The sequence below is a fragment of the Methylobacterium sp. J-030 genome, assembly GCF_022829545.1.
GTDB lineage: Bacteria > Pseudomonadota > Alphaproteobacteria > Rhizobiales > Beijerinckiaceae > Methylobacterium.
Genome location: NZ_JAKSYM010000249.1, coordinates 47,814 through 62,893, shown reverse-complemented (window position 1 = coordinate 62,893; position 15,080 = coordinate 47,814). Strand labels below are relative to the sequence as shown.

At 70.1% G+C, this 15,080-nt stretch carries 17 protein-coding genes; 5 read left to right on the top strand and 12 right to left on the bottom strand.

Features of this window, described 5'->3' with window-relative positions; translation table 11 throughout:
• The first annotated feature begins 11 nt into the window (after positions 1-11).
• Positions 12-1,679, top strand: coding sequence for a glycosyltransferase (locus tag MKK75_RS18250; protein WP_244043948.1), 1,668 nt, complete (start codon positions 12-14; stop codon positions 1,677-1,679).
• A gap of 48 nt (positions 1,680-1,727) precedes the next feature.
• Here the strand turns inward: MKK75_RS18250 and MKK75_RS18245 are convergent, their stop codons facing one another.
• On the bottom strand, positions 1,728-2,444 hold the full coding sequence (locus MKK75_RS18245) for a GNAT family N-acetyltransferase (RefSeq protein WP_244043947.1): 717 nt from the start codon (positions 2,442-2,444) through the stop codon (positions 1,728-1,730).
• Positions 2,441-3,067 carry an FMN-binding negative transcriptional regulator gene (locus MKK75_RS18240; RefSeq protein ID WP_244043946.1) on the bottom strand — a complete coding sequence of 209 codons (627 nt, stop codon included), beginning with the start codon at positions 3,065-3,067 and terminating at the stop codon, positions 2,441-2,443. Before MKK75_RS18240 ends, MKK75_RS18245 begins: the two co-directional genes overlap by 4 nt.
• A 113-nt stretch (positions 3,068-3,180) precedes the next feature.
• Here MKK75_RS18240 and MKK75_RS18235 point away from each other — a divergent pair, with 113 nt between their 5' ends.
• Complete coding sequence (locus MKK75_RS18235) at positions 3,181-4,662, top strand: PLP-dependent aminotransferase family protein (protein ID WP_244043945.1); 1,482 nt, start codon at positions 3,181-3,183, stop codon at positions 4,660-4,662.
• Positions 4,663-4,879: 217 nt separating this feature from the next.
• Here the strand turns inward: MKK75_RS18235 and MKK75_RS18230 are convergent, their stop codons facing one another.
• From MKK75_RS18230 to MKK75_RS18190, 9 genes are all read right to left on the bottom strand, one after another.
• A complete protein-coding gene (locus tag MKK75_RS18230; protein WP_244043944.1) occupies positions 4,880-5,923 on the bottom strand; it encodes an ABC transporter ATP-binding protein in 1,044 nt (347 codons plus the stop codon).
• On the bottom strand, positions 5,920-6,975 hold the full coding sequence (locus MKK75_RS18225) for an ABC transporter ATP-binding protein (RefSeq protein ID WP_244043943.1): 1,056 nt from the start codon (positions 6,973-6,975) through the stop codon (positions 5,920-5,922). Before MKK75_RS18225 ends, MKK75_RS18230 begins: the two co-directional genes overlap by 4 nt.
• A complete protein-coding gene (locus tag MKK75_RS18220; RefSeq protein ID WP_244043942.1) occupies positions 6,972-7,901 on the bottom strand; it encodes an ABC transporter permease in 930 nt (309 codons plus the stop codon). The genes MKK75_RS18225 and MKK75_RS18220 overlap by 4 nt, the downstream gene beginning before the upstream one ends.
• Positions 7,902-7,915: 14 nt before the next feature.
• Entirely contained in the window at positions 7,916-8,869 is a 954-nt protein-coding gene (locus tag MKK75_RS18215) for an ABC transporter permease (RefSeq protein WP_244043941.1), read from the bottom strand.
• A 199-nt stretch (positions 8,870-9,068) separates the two neighbouring features.
• A complete protein-coding gene (locus tag MKK75_RS18210; protein ID WP_244043940.1) occupies positions 9,069-10,691 on the bottom strand; it encodes an ABC transporter substrate-binding protein in 1,623 nt (540 codons plus the stop codon).
• An 89-nt stretch (positions 10,692-10,780) separates the two neighbouring features.
• Entirely contained in the window at positions 10,781-11,164 is a 384-nt protein-coding gene (gene hpxZ / locus MKK75_RS18205) for an oxalurate catabolism protein HpxZ (RefSeq protein WP_244043939.1), read from the bottom strand.
• Positions 11,164-12,561, bottom strand: a complete 1,398-nt coding sequence (locus MKK75_RS18200; RefSeq protein ID WP_244043938.1) for an AtzE family amidohydrolase — start codon at positions 12,559-12,561, stop codon at positions 11,164-11,166. Before MKK75_RS18200 ends, hpxZ begins: the two co-directional genes overlap by 1 nt.
• Complete coding sequence (locus MKK75_RS18195) at positions 12,558-12,752, bottom strand: AtzG-like protein (RefSeq protein ID WP_244043937.1); 195 nt, start codon at positions 12,750-12,752, stop codon at positions 12,558-12,560. Before MKK75_RS18195 ends, MKK75_RS18200 begins: the two co-directional genes overlap by 4 nt.
• Positions 12,753-12,760: 8 nt before the next feature.
• Entirely contained in the window at positions 12,761-13,105 is a 345-nt protein-coding gene (locus tag MKK75_RS18190; protein ID WP_244043936.1) for a hypothetical protein, read from the bottom strand.
• A gap of 448 nt (positions 13,106-13,553) precedes the next feature.
• Between MKK75_RS18190 and MKK75_RS18185 the strand changes: the two genes are divergently transcribed.
• The 3 genes from MKK75_RS18185 to MKK75_RS18175 all read left to right on the top strand — a co-directional run bounded on the left by MKK75_RS18185 (position 13,554) and on the right by MKK75_RS18175 (position 14,764).
• On the top strand, positions 13,554-13,934 hold the full coding sequence (locus MKK75_RS18185) for a DUF6481 family protein (protein ID WP_244043935.1): 381 nt from the start codon (positions 13,554-13,556) through the stop codon (positions 13,932-13,934).
• A 169-nt stretch (positions 13,935-14,103) separates the two neighbouring features.
• Entirely contained in the window at positions 14,104-14,385 is a 282-nt protein-coding gene (locus tag MKK75_RS18180; protein ID WP_244043934.1) for a hypothetical protein, read from the top strand.
• Between the two features lie 88 nt (positions 14,386-14,473).
• A complete protein-coding gene (locus MKK75_RS18175; RefSeq protein WP_244043933.1) occupies positions 14,474-14,764 on the top strand; it encodes a hypothetical protein in 291 nt (96 codons plus the stop codon).
• 24 nt (positions 14,765-14,788) lie between these two features.
• Here the strand turns inward: MKK75_RS18175 and MKK75_RS18170 are convergent, their stop codons facing one another.
• A complete protein-coding gene (locus MKK75_RS18170; RefSeq protein ID WP_244043932.1) occupies positions 14,789-14,995 on the bottom strand; it encodes a hypothetical protein in 207 nt (68 codons plus the stop codon).
• Positions 14,996-15,080 lie beyond the last annotated feature (85 nt).

Sequence of the window (15,080 nt, the reverse complement as noted above, 5' to 3'; positions counted from 1 at the left end):
GAGCCGCGGCGGTGGCGCTGCGCGGGTATGTCGATCGCCTGTCCCGCCGGCAAGTGATCGGTTGGGCGCGGGATGCTGCCGCGCCCGACCGTCCCGTCGCCCTGGTCGTGGTGGTCGACGGCCACGCGGTCGGCCGCTGCCTCGCCGAGCAGCCCCGGGACGATCTCGTCGCTGCGGGCGAAGGCCACGGCCGGCACGGCTTCACCTTCGCTTTCCCCCACGGAGCGCTCCCGGCTCTGGCCTCCTGCACCGTCTCCGTGCGTCGCGAGGGCGACGGCGCGGCGGTGCCCGGCTCGCCCCTGACCCTCGACCCAATCACCACGTTCGACGCCGATCTGCGGGAATGGCTGTCCCTGATCCTCGCCGAGCCGGTCGACGCGGCCGAGCGCGGCCGGCGCCTCGCCTTCCTGCTGGAAGAGGCGCAGCGCCTGCGGCGGGCGGAGGCCGCCGATCCCGGCGTCGCCCCCGAGCCCGGCGCCCGGCCGCGGGCCCTGGTGATCGATGCCACGCTGCCGGTGGACGCCCGTGACGCCGGCGCGAACGCGATCCTCTCGCATCTCCGCTCCCTGCAGCGGCTCGGCTACGCCGTCACCCTCGCCTCCGTCGATATGGCCGGGGATGCCGCGGCGCTGGAGGCCGGTGGCGTGCGCTGCTGCCTGTCGCCCTGGTACGCGACGGTGGAGGAAGTGCTGCGCCGGCACAGCGGGGCGTTCGCATTGGTTTACCTGCACCGGATCGATACGGCCGGACGCTATGCCCAGCTCGTGCGCGACACGCAGCGGGGGGCGCGGTTGGTCTACAGCGTCGCCGACCTGCACCACCTGCGCACTGCCCGCCAAGCGAAGGTCGAAGGCCGTGCGGACCTCGCGGCCTATGCCGAGCACGTGCGCGTCCTGGAACTGAGTACGGCGCGGGTGTCGGACGCGGTGATCACCCACTCGACTCACGAGGCCGAGATGCTGGCCGCGCACATCCCGCGGGAGCGAATCCATGTCGTGCCCTGGGCGGTTGCGCCGTGCCCGACCGTCGTGCCGTTCGCCGCACGGCGGGGGATGGCCTTCGTCGGGGGATTCGGGCATCGGCCCAATGTCGATGCGGCGCTCATCCTGATCGAGTCGGTGATGCCGGCCCTTGCGGCGCTCCGCGCGGGCGGATCGGCGGCCGAGCTTCCCTGTCTGCTGGCCGGCAGCGGCATGCCGGATCGCTTGGCGGCTCAGGCGGCGGCCTGGCCGGGGGTCGAGATCCTGGGCCGGGTGCCCGAACTCACCACGCTGTTCGACCGCGTGCGGCTGAGCGTGGCACCGTTGGCCTACGGAGCGGGCGTGAAGGGCAAAGTCCTCGATAGCCTGGCCGCGGGAATACCCTGCGTGTGTACGCCGGTGGCCGCAGAGGGATTGGATCTGCCGGAGCCGCTGGCGGGGCTGGTGGCGGATACACCGGCCGGCTTGGCGCAGGCGATCCTGGCGCTGCATGAGGACGAGGGGCTGAACCGGGCCTGTGCTGCGGCCGGGCTGGCCTATATCGCGGCGATGAACAGCGCGGAACGGGTGGACGCGCGGATGCGGGCAGCCCTGGACCTGCCGAACGCCGAGCCCGCGAACGCGGTTCCGGAGCTGTCATACCCGGTCGCAGCCGACTCGCTGCCGACAGACCGTCGGCAGCACTCCCAGACCTGGTGACTTCTCCAGCATCGCGGGCCCAGCCTCCGATCGCCCTGGCCGGGGCGTTCACGTCCCCCTGGTACGCAAATCCACCAGAGCCTTCCGCTGGCGGCCTTCCGCGTCGAAATTCGCCGGATCGAGCCACGCCTCGAAGCCGGCACGGATCCGCGGCCAGTCCGCGTCGGTGATCGAGAACCATGCCGTGTCGCGCGAGCGTCCCTTCACCACCACGGCATTGCGGAAGATGCCCTCGAAGGTGAAGCCCAGGCGCTGGGCCGCCGCCCGGGACGGGGCGTTGAGGGCGTCGCATTTCCATTCGTAGCGGCGGTAGCCGAGCTCGTCGAAGGCGCGGGCCATCATCAGCGCCATCGCTTCCGTCGAGGCCGGCCTGCGCTGCAGGCGCGGCCCGAAATGCAGGTGCCCGACCTCGATCACGCCGTTGCCCGGATCGATCCGGAGATACGAGGCGATGCCGAGGGGTTCGCCGCTTCCGCGGTCGAGGATCGCGTGGAACAGGGGATCCCGGCTCGCCGCCCGGGCTACGAGACGGTCGCGAAACACCGCCTCGGTCTCGGCCATCTCATCGGGGAGATAGGTCCAACCGCGCTGGTCGGGGGCCGCGCTGTAGGCCGCGTACAGGCCGGGCGCGTGGGCCTCGGCGTCCAGGGGCACGACCCGGCAGGTGCGGCCCTCCATCGGTGTCCGCGGCGGAGACGGCCGCGGGGTCCAGTGCGGCAGCGCCGGTCCGATCGGCTGGCCGAATGCGTTGAGCCGTGCGCTCATGGCTGGCCTCGCTCGGCGACCAGTTCGGCGAGCCCCGCCTCGCCGGCGGCCCGGAAGCCCGCGATCACGCCGGCCCGGTCGGGCTCGGGCCGGTTCTGACTCATCTTCCACTTCCCCTCGATGCGTGTGATCGGGATCTCGACGCCGATCAGCGCCTGAACCTGCGCCGCAACGAAGGGCTCCGGCGCGTCGGACACCGCCCAGGGCTCTGGCCGCGCCCCCTCCCGGAGTGCGGTGAGATCCGCGATCTGCCGCCGCAGCCACGCGGCGTCCTCGATCACCCGCGGTCGACCCCAGGCATGGACGGTGGCGTAGTTCCACGTTGGGACGACGCGGCCATGGATCTGCTTGCTCGCGTACCAGCTCGGGGTGACGTAGCCCTGCGGTCCCTGGAACACCACCAGGCATTCCGCGACGGCCGAGAGATCCCGCCCCTGCGGATTGGCCCGCGCCAGGTGGGCGCGCAGGATGCCGTGCTCCCCGCCTGCGTCGAGGAGGAACGGGATCGGGTTAGCGGTGAGGCCCTCCGGCCCTGCGGTGATCAGGAGGCCGAGCGGATAGGCGCGGATCAGCCCGTGCTGGGCATCCCGGGCGTCCTCCTTGAAGTGCGGCGGCTGGTACACGGGCCTCGTCCTGTCGGGCGGCGCGGTTGCGCATGGATTGCCCAGGCTGCTTGACCGCTCAGTGGACCAGATGGAAGGTCCAGTTTCCGAATTCTGACTGGACCACTTTCGATATGGCCAGGGCCCTGTCGCCGCTACCCGTCAGCCTCGATCCGACGAGCCACCTCCCGCTGCATGTGCAGCTCCGTGAAGCCCTGCGCCGGGCGATCCTCGATCGCCGTCTGCCGCGCGGGGCGCGGCTTCCGGCCTCGCGCGTTCTGGCCGCCGACCTCGCCTGCGCCCGCGGCACGGTGGTGCTCGCCCTCGAACAGCTCGTCGCCGAAGGCTACCTCACGGCCCGCCCCGGCTCGTCCACGCGCGTCGCCGCGACCCTGCCGGATGATTCCATGCCCGCGGCCGACCGATCCGAGGGGGCATCGCCTGCGCGGATGCCGGCTCTGTCGCGCTGGGGTACCAGCCTCACCCAGACGCCGCGGCTGCGGTACACGGCGGGATCCACTGCGCCGGACGCCTTCGCGCTCGGTCGACCGGCGCCGGATGCCTTCCCGTACCCGGTCTGGGCGCGCCTGCTCCAGGCTGAGTGGCGACAAGGGCCGGCGGAGCGGCCGGATCCACGCGGCTCGCTGGCGCTCCGCAGCGCGATCACGACATACCTGGCTCAGGTGCGGGGCGTCGCCTGCGCGGCCGAAGACGTCATCGTCACCGCCGGGATCCGGCAGAGCCTGCGGCTGCTCGCGGAGCTGCTGCTCGACCCCGGGGAGTCAGCCCTGGTCGAGGAACCGGGCTTCCCAGGAATCGCGCAGGCGCTGGCCAGCGCGGGCCTGCGGCCGGTGCCGATTCCGATCGGTCCGGGCGGTCTCTCCGCCTCCCGCGCCGCCACCCTGGCGCCCGGCGCACGCCTCGCCGTCGTGACCCCGGCCCACCACTACCCGCTCGGGCACACGATGAGCCTGGAGAACCGCCTCGACCTCCTGGCCTGGGCGGACGCGGTCGCGGGCTGGATCGTCGAGGACGATTACGACGGCGCCTACCGCTATGCCGGCCGTCCGCTCGCGCCGCTGCGCGCCCTCGACCGCGCCGGCCGGGTCATCTACGTCGGCAGCTTCTCCAAGCTGCTGCTACCGGCCCTCGGCCTCAGCTACCTCGTCCTGCCGCGCGGGCTCGTGGCACCGGTGAATCAAGCCCTGTCCGAGATCGGCCCCACCCCGCCCGGGATCGGCCAGTGGGCGCTCGCGCGCTTTATCGAGGATGGGCACCTCGCCGGCCATCTGCGTCGGACCCGCCGCCTCTACGCCCTGCGCCAGGCGGCGCTGGTGGAGGCCGCCGCGGGCCTCGCCGCGGACGTGATCGCGGTCGTTCCGATGGAGGGCGGGATGCACCTCATCGCCCGGCCGGGACCGGCTTGGGCCGCCTCCCTCTCCGACGCGGACGCCGCAGCGGCGCTCGGCCGGGCCGGAATCTCCGCGGTGGCGCTTTCGGCCTATCACGCGGGCGTGCCGGAGCCCGGGCTGCTGCTCGGCTACGCCGCCGTGCCGGAGCGGGCCATCGCATCAGCGGTGCGCCGCATGGCGGAGACGTTGCGTCAGACCCGGTGAAGCGCCTCGTCGGCCGCCGCGGCGTGTGGGTCGTCTCAGGGCGCGATCGCGCTGCCGCTGGAGCGAGCTTCGCACCTCAACGACGTGCGCGCCGGCCAGCGCCCGCACCCGGCGGGAACAGGCCGCACGATCCTTCGCGCATGCGGTTCGGGTCCGCTCGATGGCGCGGACCTTTGCCGACCCGCCTTGGGGACGAGCGGCATCGGGGGCGTCGAGGTCAGGCCGGGGCCGGCTCCGGGGCGCGCACCGGCGTCGGGCCGGCGCGATAGGCGGCCGAGGCCTCCTCGGTCCGCCAGCAGGCCACGCGGTGGCCGGCGGCGATTCCAACAACCGGAGGCATCTCCCGGCGGCAGCGCTCCTCGACCAGGAAGCAGCGCGGCGCGAAGGGACAGCCGGGCGGCCGGTTGGCGAGATCCGGCGGGCTGCCCGGGATGGTCTGGAGGCGGGAGCCCTTGGCGAGCGCCCCTTCGGCCCGGCTGCGCAGGAGGCCGATCGTGTAGGGATGGTGCGGGTTCAGCACCACCTGATGCGCCGTGCCGGTCTCCACGATCCTGCCCGCGTACATCACGGCGATCCGGTCGGCGACCTCGACGGCGGCGCCCAGATCATGCGTGACGATCACGATCGACAGGCCGAGGTCGCGCTGCAGCTCGCGGAGCAGCAGCAGAACCTGGATCTGCACCGTGGCATCCAGCGCCGTGGTGGGCTCGTCGGCGAGCAGAACCTGCGGCCGGCAGGCGAGCGCGAGCGCGATCATCGCCCGCTGGCGCATACCACCCGACATCTCGTGCGGGTAGTTGTCGAGCCGCCGTTCCGGGCTCGGGATCCGCACCCGCTCGAACAGAGCCAGCGCCCGCCTGCGGGCCTCGTCCTTGGAGATCTTCTCGTGGCGCAGGATCGCCTCGGTGATCTGCCGGCCGACCGTGTAGACCGGGTCGAAGGCCAGCAGCGGCTCCTGAAAGATCATCGCGACGTCGCCGCCGCGGAAATCGGCGAGCTGGCGCTTGGTGAGCGCCTTCACGTCCTTGCCGGCCGCCAGGATCTTGCCTTCGATCCGGCTGCGCCCTTCCGGGAACAGGCGCAGGATCGCCCGCAGGGTGACGCTCTTGCCCGAACCCGATTCGCCGATGAGCGCCAGCGCCTGCCCGCGCTCCACGGTCAGGTCGACACCGTCGACGACCTGCACCTTGCCGAAGGCGACGCGCAGGTCCTTTAGCGTGACAGCGGGTTCGGCGGACGGGTTGGGATTCAAGCCATTCATGCCGCCAGCGCCTCCCCGGGCGCCGCAGAATGGCCGGAACCGGGCTGCCGGGCGAGGCAGGCGACACGGTGCAAGGGCCGGATGGCGTCGAGCGGCGGATCGGTCTCGCCGCACACGCCCTCCGCGAGGGCGCAGCGCGGGTGGAAGCGGCAGCCCGGGGGCGGGTCGATCGGGTTCGGCGGGTCGCCCGCGAGCAGCGCAGCCTCGGTGCGGTTGTCGGGGTCGAGGGACGGCATCGAGGCCAGCAGCGCCTCTGTGTAGGGATGGGCCGGCGCGTCGAGCACCGTGTCGGACGGGCCGATCTCGGAGACGCGGCCGAGATACATCACCATCACGCGGTCGGAGATGAACCGGACGACGTTCAGGTCGTGGCTGATGAAGATGTAGGTCAGGCCGAACTCAGCCTTGAGATCGAGGAGGAGGTTGAGCACCTGCGCCTCGACCGACTTGTCCAGCGCCGAGACCGCCTCGTCGAGGAGCACCAGCCGCGGCTCCAGGGCGAGGGATCGGGCGATGTTGACCCGCTGGCGCTGGCCGCCCGAGATCTCGTGCGGGTAGCGGCCGGCGAAGCGCTTCGGCTCCAGGCCGACCCGGGCGAGCAGAGCACGAGCGCGCTCCACCGCCTCGCGGCCCGGCACGCCGTTGACCTTCGGGCCGAAGGCGATGGACTGCTCGACGGTCATGCGCGGGTTGAGCGACGCGTAGCTGTCCTGGAACACCATCTGGACCTGGCGGCGGTAGGACCGCCACGGCATGGCCCGCTCGCCGATCGCCTGGCCATCGTAGAGCATCTGTCCGGAATCGCGCTCGATCAGGCCCATCAACAGCTTGGCGGTGGTGGACTTGCCGCAGCCCGATTCGCCGACGATGCCGAGCGTCTCGCCCTTCAGGACGTCGAAGTCGACACCGTCGACGGCGCGGACCACCTGTTTCTTGCCCCCGGCCTTGCGGACCGGGAAGTGCTTGATCAACCCTGAGACCGACAGGAGCGGCTGGGCCGGTCCGCCGCGGTCGTGGACGAACGGATCGGGGGCGTCCGGGATGACGCTCACTGGCGGATCTCCATGGCGGCGCGCAGGCCGTCCGAGAACAGGTTGAAGGCGATCGAGACGACGAAGATGCACACGCCCGGCAGCGCGGCGACGACCGGGTTCACGTAGATCGCGGTGCGCAGGGTGTTGAGCATCAGGCCCCATTCGGGCTCCGGCGGACGCACGCCGAGGCCGAGGAACGAGAGACCGGAGGCCAGGATCATCGAGACCGAGATCAGGCTAGTCGCGTAGACGAAAATCGGCCCGACGACGTTGCCCAGCACCTGCACGCGCATGATCGTCAGTGCCGAGGCTCCCGAGAGCTTGGCGGCGTCGATGTAGTCGCGGCGGCGGATGCCCGTGGTGACGCTCTCGGCCACCCGGGCGATCTGGGGGACGAACACGCAGGTCAGCGACACGATCGAGTTGAAGATGCCGGCGCCGAGCGCTCCGGACAGCGCGATGGCGAGGAGGACGGAGGGAAAAGCAAAAAAAACGTCGATGGTGCGCATCAGAATCGTGTTGGTCCAGCCGCCGACGTAGCCGGCCAGGATCCCGATCCCGGAGCCGATCACGAAGGCGATCAGCACCGGCGTGACGCCGATGAACAGCGACAGGCGCGAACCGAGCATCAACCGGCTGATCATGTCGCGGCCGAGCTCGTCCGAGCCCAGCCAATAGGTGGCGTCGCCGACATGGCGGAGGCGGCGCAGCATCGAGCCCTTGTAGGGGTCCATCGGGGTGATCCAGGGCGCGAACAGCGCGATCAGCACCACGATGAGGATCATGGCGCCGGCCGCCATCGCGACGGGATCGCGCACCAGCCGGTGGCCGACATGGCCCCAGAAGCCGCGCGACGGGACGAAGGCGACCTCGGGCGCGGCGTCCTCGGCGGCGAGCACGCCGCCATCGAGGGCGAGGGAAGCCGCGGTGATGGGAGCGGTCATCGTCAGGCTCCGGCTCAGGCGCGCTCGATGCGCGGATCGAGGGCGGTCTGCATCACGTCCACCAAGAGGTTGAGGAGCACGAAGAACATCGCCAGCACGAGGATCGAGCCCTGGAGCAGGGGCAGGTCGCGCTGGAAGATCGCCGCGTTGAGCAGGAAGCCGGTGCCCGGCCACGCGAACACGGTCTCGACCAGGATCGAGCCGCCGAGCAGGTAGCCGAGCTGCAGGCCCATGATGGCGAGCGCGGTCGGGGCGGCGTTGCGCACGACGTGCCGGAACACGCCGCGCTCGTCCATGCCCTTGGCGCGCAGGGCCTCGACGAAATCCTGAGACAGGATGTCGGCGACGAGCGCGCGCACGGTACGGGCGATGATCCCCATCGGGATCACCGACATCGTGACCGCCGGCAGGATCAGGTAGCGCAGGTGGTCGAAGTCCGGCCGCCAGTTGCCGGAGCCGTCCGGGCCAGCGCCGGTCGGTGGGAGCCAGCCGAGGGTCGCCGAGAAGACGATCACCAGCACCATGCCGAGCCAGTAATGCGGCACGCTGACGCCGAAGACCGAGAGCGCCGAGGCCGCCCGGTCGGCCAGCGAATTGCGGTGATAGCCCGCCACGAAACCGAACAGCGTGCCGAAGGTGAAGCCGATCACGGTCGCCACGGAGGCGAGGATCAGGGAGTTCACCACCGCGCGGCTGACCTCGCCGAGCACCGGACGCCCCGTGGCGATCGAGATGCCGAGATCCCCGTGCAGCACGTGCCAGAGCCAGATCAGGTACTGGACTGGCAGCGGCTTATCGAAGCCGTAGGCGGCGCGCATCTCGTCGATGGTCGCCTGGGTGGCGTCGGCCGGCAGGATCGCGCTCAGGGGATCGCCCGGCGCGAGGTGGACGAGGAGGAAGCACACGATGCTGACCCCGAACGCCACGGGCGTCGCGTAGACCAGTCGCTTGAGGGTGTAGAGCAGCATCACTTGCCTTGTCGTGGCCGGAAATCCCCCTCCCCCTCTGCGGGGGAGGGTGGCCCCTGCCTCAGCAGGGGTCGGGAGAGGGGAGCGACGGTGCCGGACGAGTCGCGACAGGCGCCCCATTCTGAATCGTCGCGCTGCCCCTCTCCCGCCTCGCTCCGCTCGGCACCTTCCCCCGCCGCGGGGGAGGGACAATGCGGCGCTACCGCCCCGCCGTCGCGATGGTGATCTTCGAGAAGTCCTGGAACCAGTTCTGCGCCTGGACGAAGCCCTTCACCTTGGGGCTCATCGCCCGCGGGTTGACGTCGTGCGTGATCATGATGAACAGCGCGTCGTCAACGTACTTTTCGTGGATTTTTTCGAGGACCTTCGTCTGCTCGGCCTTGTCGAAGGTGTTGCGCACCTGATCGAACAGCTTGTCCATCGCGGGGTCGCAGTAATAGCCCCAGTTCGTGCCGTTCGGCGGGGCGAAATTGCACTGCAGGTGGCGGATGAATCCGGTGAACGGGTCCTGGATGAAGTACGAGTAGTTGATCGCCGAGACGCCGCGGGAGATGTCGGCCTTGGCGCCGGCCCGCCAGATGTTGATCAACGTGTTCCACTCGACCACCTCGTAATCGACCTGGACACCCACGTCGGCGAGGTTCTGCTGGATGAATTCGTTCATCGGCAGCGGCTGCATCTGGCCCGAGCCCGAGGCCGAGATCGCGACCTTCAGCTTCAGGGGCTTGGCCGGGCCGTAGCCGGCTTCCGTGAGCAGCTTCTTGGCGGCCTCCGGATCGTATTTCACGTCGAAGGTCGGGTGGCCGAACCACTGGTGGCCGGGCGGCATGAAGCCCTTGGCCGGGATCGCGAGACCGCCGAGCAGCTCCTTTAGGCCCTCGCGATCGATGGCGAGGTTGACCGCCTTGCGCACGCGGATGTCGTTCCAGGGTGAGCCCTCGACCCGCGACAGGTGCCACGTCCAATTGTGCGGGTAGGCGTTGGTCACGATGGTGAAGCCGGCGCTCTTGAGTGAGGCCACGGAGTCCGGCGCGGGCGCCTCGATCCAGTCCACCTGTCCGGAGCGCAGGGCCGCGGTCCGGGCATTGGCCTCGGGCAGCGGGATCAGCACGAGCTTGTCGAGCTCCGGCACCCGATCCTTGTCCCAGTACTCCTTGAACGGGACCATCTCGGCGCGCTCGCGGGGCGCGAACAGGGTCAGCTTCCACGGCCCGGTGCCCGAGGGCTGCTTGGCGAAGGCGTCCCAGGACTTGCCGAGCTTTTCCCACTGCGCCGGCGACGACATCATGATCCAGGCGATCTGGTAGGGCAGCGTCGCGTCGGGGGCCTTGGTGGTGATCTCCACCGTCAGCGGATCGACCACGCGATAGCCCGCCACCGCCGGGATGCGGGTCTTGCCCTGCGCCGACTGGCGCGGGTCGTATTGCGGGGCGTCGGCCTTCAGGAGCTTGTCGAGATTCCAGACCACGGCGTCGGCGGTGAAGTCCGAGCCGTCGTGGAATTTCACGCCGGGCCGCAGCTTGAAAGTCCACTTGGTCTTGTCGGCCGGATCGACAGTCCAGCTCGTGGCCAGCCCCGGCACGAGGTCGGAGGCCAATTCCGCGCTCGACAGGTCCCAATTGATGAGGCCGTCGTAGACCGTGTAGCCGAGGAACCGCATGCCCTCGCCGCCATTGTCGGTCTGGCCGGTGGTCAGCGGGATGTCGGAGGCGGTCATGCCGATCCGCAGCGTCCCCTGCGCGCGGGCGGCAGTGCTCGCGGAAAGCGCCAGGGCGCCGGCCAGCGCCGCACGGGCGCCGAATTTTCTCAGACGGGACAGCATCTTGGATCGGGTACTCGCGTGGGGCCGAACCGCGAGGGCACGGCATATGTTCGACCGTATGCAAGCTGGCGGCCAGTCGTCCCGCGACGCTATTCGGCGTCGATCAGGCTCACATGCGCGGCCACCACGCGCCAACCCCCGGGGAAGCGCATCCAGGTCTGGCTCTGGCGGCCGACTTTGCCGGGGGCGGAGGCGCGGGTGAACAGCGTCATGGCGGTGGCGGCATCGCGCCCGTAGGTGGTGATCTGCGTCTGCGCCAGGGTCCGCTCCAGGCCCACCGGCGCGCGGGCGCGGCGGAAGGCGCGGATTGCCTCCATGCCGTAGAGATTCTCGCCGATGCCGTACCGGATGGTCAGCGGATCGTCCCGGAACAAAGCCTCCAAGGTCGGAACGTCGTTGGTGGTAAGCGCCGTCTCGTAGGCCCGGAACGCGGCTTCGACCTCGGCCTTCACGGCGGGATCGTCGATCACCATCAGGTCAGCTCCGCGATGCGCGCCGTGCAGATGCCGGTCCGTTCGAGGTGGCGGGCCACGCGCAGGGCGAGATCCTCCCGCCAGGGGGCGGCGATCACCTGAACGCCGAGCGGCAGCCCGCCGTCGAGCCAGACCGGCGCGGCGACCACCGGCAGGCCGATGAACGAGATCGGCTGGGTGAACAGGCCGATATTGGCGCGCACCGGCAGGCTCACGCCGTCGAGGGTGAAATGGGTCTGGCCGCCCTTCGGCGCCCGGCAGGGGGTGGCGGGCGCCAGGATCACGTCGACGCCGCCGAACACGTCGAGCACCGCGTCGCGATACCAGCGGCGGAAGCGCTGCGCCCGCTCGACGAAGGGGGCCGGGATCATCGCGCCGGCGATCAGCCGGTCCCGCACCGCCGGGTCGAAATCCCGCGGCCGGGTGCGCAGGCGGTCGAGGTGGAGCGTTGCGCCCTCGGCCGCGGTGATCAGGTAGGCCGCCGCGCGGGCGCGGTGGGCCTCCGGCAGCTCGACGCGACGCCCTGCCCCGAGCGCCTCCGCGACGCGCGCCACCGCCGCGAAGGCGTCCGGATCCCCGCCCCGGGCGAAATAGCCGTCCGCCACCGCGATGCGCAGGCCGTCGATGCCGCTCTCCAGCAGTGGCATGACCGGCTCCGGCGCGCGGGTCGTGGCCACGGGATCGTCCGGATCGGGGCCCTGCATGGCATCGTACGCCAGGGCGAGATCGGCGACGCTGCGGGCCATCGGACCGAGATGGTCGAGGCTTCCGACGAACGGGAAGCTTCCGGCCCGGCTGAGCCGTCCGTAGGTCGGCTTCAGGCCGAAGGCGCCGCAGAAGGCGGCGGGCACCCGGATCGAGCCGTTCGTGTCCGAGCCCAAGGTCAGCGGCACCATCCCGGCGGCGAGCGCCGCACCGGACCCGCCGGACGAGCCGCCGGTCATGTGATCCAGGGCGTGCGGGTTGTGGGCATCCCCGTCGTGGACGTTCTCGCCGGTGAAGTCGTAGGCGTATTCGCCCATGTTGAGGCCGCCGACGAGGATTGCGCCGGCTGCCTCGAGCCGCCGGACCAGGGCACCGTCCCGCTGGGCCGGGGCATGTGCTCGGTTGATCTTCGAGCCCGCCCGGGTGGGCAAGCCTTCGATGTCGATCAGGTTCTTGACCGCGAAGGGCACGCCGGCGAGCGGCCCGGCTGCGGCGCCCTGGTCAAGAGCGGCATCGAGCGCGTCGGCCCGTGACAGGGCGCGCGCGCCGAGCACGTCGGTGAAGGCGTTGACGCGCCGGTTCGTCCGTTCGATGCGCGCCAGGGTTTCGGTCACGATCGTGCGGGCGCTGCTGCGCCGTTCGGTCACCGCGGCAGCAATCGACACCGCGTCCAGGGGTGGGGATCCGATCATGCCGCGAACCGCGGCGCGGCCTCGAGTTGGTCCGGAAGTGGGAAGTCCGTGAGCAGGGCGGCAGCGGCCGCGAGGACGCGAAGATTGGCTGCGATCGAGGTGGTCCAGGCATCATCGAGGGTGACACCGAGAAGCGCAGCGGTCGCGGCGACGTAGGTCTCGGGCTCGAACGCAGGGGCCGTTTCTTCCATCGTGATTCTCAACTTCGGCGCTGATCGAACTGGTGACGCACGGTTGCAGGCCTCATGCCGTTCCCCGCGGTGCGGCGATGATGACCGCCTGCCTCAATCGTGTGCAGGATGGAATCGCAAGCGACATCGCCGGCCTTGCGATACGCGACCGCCTCATTCCTGAGCACTTGCGGAACCGTCGTCGCAAACGAGCATCCCTGACCCTGCCGCATCTCAGCCTGCCATCGACGGGACAGTCCCAATGACGCGCGTTGCACGTGCAAATCCGGGTTGCGTCCATTGAGGGTGTCATGGCGATCCGGCTTCGGCCGCGGGATGGTCGCGCGATATAGGCTGGCGAAACGCTGTGCCACGATGGTGCCGGCCTGACGGGTGGGAGCCAATACACCCCCGACGCCTTGCCGCCGTTTTGCGCGCGACCTATCTCAGAGCCGCACGGCACGATCCCGGCCCCACGCTGGTCGATGCGTTCACCGCGCCATGGCATGATGTTTTTCTGCATCGCCGGGTAAAACTTTGACAAAGACCATGGGGATTGTCGCATCGTCGGTGGGCTGAACGCATCCGAGCGATTGCATCTGCCGCGGGGCTCCGGTTAAGGGCTTTCCGTTTTTCAAACTTTGGTCCGACCCGAGCGCTTTTGCGCAGACCGAGCGCTCGGGTCGAGCCATCGGCTGTACCGATGGGTCGGCACGGTTCTGAGGTCCGGGGACGGCGTCGGAACCCGCAGATTGAGGTCCAGATCCCGCTTGACCGGATGTCCCTGTACGACGCCCAGCATACCGAACTGAGAAAGGTCAGATGAGCGCATTCGACTACAGAAACTTCGACGACCGCCGCCAGAACTCACAGAATGCCAAGGCCGCGCTGCTGGCCAAGTTCAAGGCGAGGCCCCCGTCCGACGACCCGGAGGTGATCGCCAAGGCCAAGGCCCGGGCGGACGTCGCCAAGGCGCGCGAGGAGCGGACCCGTGAGCGCGAGGCCGCACGCATCGCCGCCGAGCTGAAAGCCGCGGAGGAGAAGCGTCAGCGCGAGGAAGCGCAGTTGGCCGCACAACTCGCCCGCGAGGCCGCCGAACTCGCGGCCGCGCAGGAGCGCAAGTCGGCCGACCTCGCGGCCAAGAAGGCCCAGCGCGACGCCCGGTACGCGGCGCGAAAAGCCAAGGTCAAGGTCAAGCGTTAGGCACGCGCGGCCCTTGATGCGACCGTCGATCTAGCACGACGCCCGCCCCCCCCCCCGGCGGGCGTCGCCGCGTTCAGGCTGCTCCGCCTGAAACCGGGGTACGGCGTGCAGCGTTGCGACTGTCTGTGAGCAGTCCCGATCGATGCGGCTGCCCCGGCGAGGTCGCACGATGATTTACCGGACGCTCTTGGTGCTCGTTCCCGTGATCCTCTGGTTGGGGGCTGCCCCGGCTCAGGAACCGAGCCGAGCGACCGCCTGCGAGACTCTTCTGGCGGCTCGTCGGGTGGATGCCGCGTCCGGTTCAGGCCACCCGGCGGAGAGCGAGCCTGGCTGCCGCGGCGTGGACCGGACGTCGATCGGCTCCGTGGAGCAGCGGGCGCTGATCGGCGGCGCACCCTACGAATGCATGACGATCGCGGGTGCCAAGCGTTGCCTGTGGATCGTACCCTAAGGCGCGCCGATCACGTATTCAGAACTGGTTCACCGCGGATCGAAACACCCTATCTCCGAGTATGATTGGAGCGAGGACCGCAATCCGAATGTTGCATCTGTGGGCGAGACGGCGTTTTCCCGCATGCGTGTCGTCCGGAGCGCTGATCGGCCTTCTCCTTGCCCTAAGCCCCGCGCGCGCCGAACCGCCGATTCGCAGTCCGGAGGACGCGGCCTGCCGTTTGGAGGCCAAGGCGAAGGTCTTTGCGGCGCCCAATCCTCGCGGTCTGGAACTCGAGGAGATCGGCAAGCAGATCTACTATGCCTGCATGGCGCGGCTGGGCCAATCCACCCAGCCGGCCAGGGTGGCGAAGCGACGGCACAAGCGGCGCCGCCGGTAGTTCGGAGGCTTCGGCCTGCGCCGATCAGGCGTCGAGCGGTGCTCCGATCCGAGCCCGCAGTTTCAGACGAAGAGACTCGTTTCCGCCCTCGGCCTGCAATGCCGTCATCAGGCGCAGCAGGTGGCTCAGCGGGGTCGACCGGCACGCGATGGCCTCGGCGATCTGTTCCGGCAGCGTCGTGGCGACCGGAACGAAACGCGGTGCGGGCTGGGCCTGATGGGTTTGAGGCATCCGCGACGCTCGTCCTTCGAAAGGATCCAGGTTGGCGGGCGGCTGGCTACGCCTTTTGCCCGAGACGCACCAGACCCTTTCGCGA

Excerpts from the sequence above, each read along its gene's own strand:
- MKK75_RS18245 (WP_244043947.1), bottom strand. The coding sequence starts at position 2,444 with ATGAGCGCACGGCTCAACGCATTCGGCCAGCCGATCGGACCGGCGCTG.
- MKK75_RS18235 (WP_244043945.1), top strand. The coding sequence starts at position 3,181 with ATGGCCAGGGCCCTGTCGCCGCTACCCGTCAGCCTCGATCCGACGAGC.
- MKK75_RS18230 (WP_244043944.1), bottom strand. The coding sequence starts at position 5,923 with ATGAATGGCTTGAATCCCAACCCGTCCGCCGAACCCGCTGTCACGCTA.
- MKK75_RS18220 (WP_244043942.1), bottom strand. The coding sequence starts at position 7,901 with ATGACCGCTCCCATCACCGCGGCTTCCCTCGCCCTCGATGGCGGCGTG.
- MKK75_RS18215 (WP_244043941.1), bottom strand. The coding sequence starts at position 8,869 with ATGCTGCTCTACACCCTCAAGCGACTGGTCTACGCGACGCCCGTGGCG.
- MKK75_RS18210 (WP_244043940.1), bottom strand. The coding sequence starts at position 10,691 with ATGCTGTCCCGTCTGAGAAAATTCGGCGCCCGTGCGGCGCTGGCCGGC.
- hpxZ (WP_244043939.1), bottom strand. The coding sequence starts at position 11,164 with ATGGTGATCGACGATCCCGCCGTGAAGGCCGAGGTCGAAGCCGCGTTC.
- MKK75_RS18200 (WP_244043938.1), bottom strand. The coding sequence starts at position 12,561 with ATGATCGGATCCCCACCCCTGGACGCGGTGTCGATTGCTGCCGCGGTG.
- MKK75_RS18195 (WP_244043937.1), bottom strand. The coding sequence starts at position 12,752 with ATGGAAGAAACGGCCCCTGCGTTCGAGCCCGAGACCTACGTCGCCGCG.
- MKK75_RS18185 (WP_244043935.1), top strand. The coding sequence starts at position 13,554 with ATGAGCGCATTCGACTACAGAAACTTCGACGACCGCCGCCAGAACTCA.
- MKK75_RS18180 (WP_244043934.1), top strand. The coding sequence starts at position 14,104 with ATGATTTACCGGACGCTCTTGGTGCTCGTTCCCGTGATCCTCTGGTTG.
- MKK75_RS18175 (WP_244043933.1), top strand. The coding sequence starts at position 14,474 with ATGTTGCATCTGTGGGCGAGACGGCGTTTTCCCGCATGCGTGTCGTCC.
- MKK75_RS18170 (WP_244043932.1), bottom strand. The coding sequence starts at position 14,995 with ATGCCTCAAACCCATCAGGCCCAGCCCGCACCGCGTTTCGTTCCGGTC.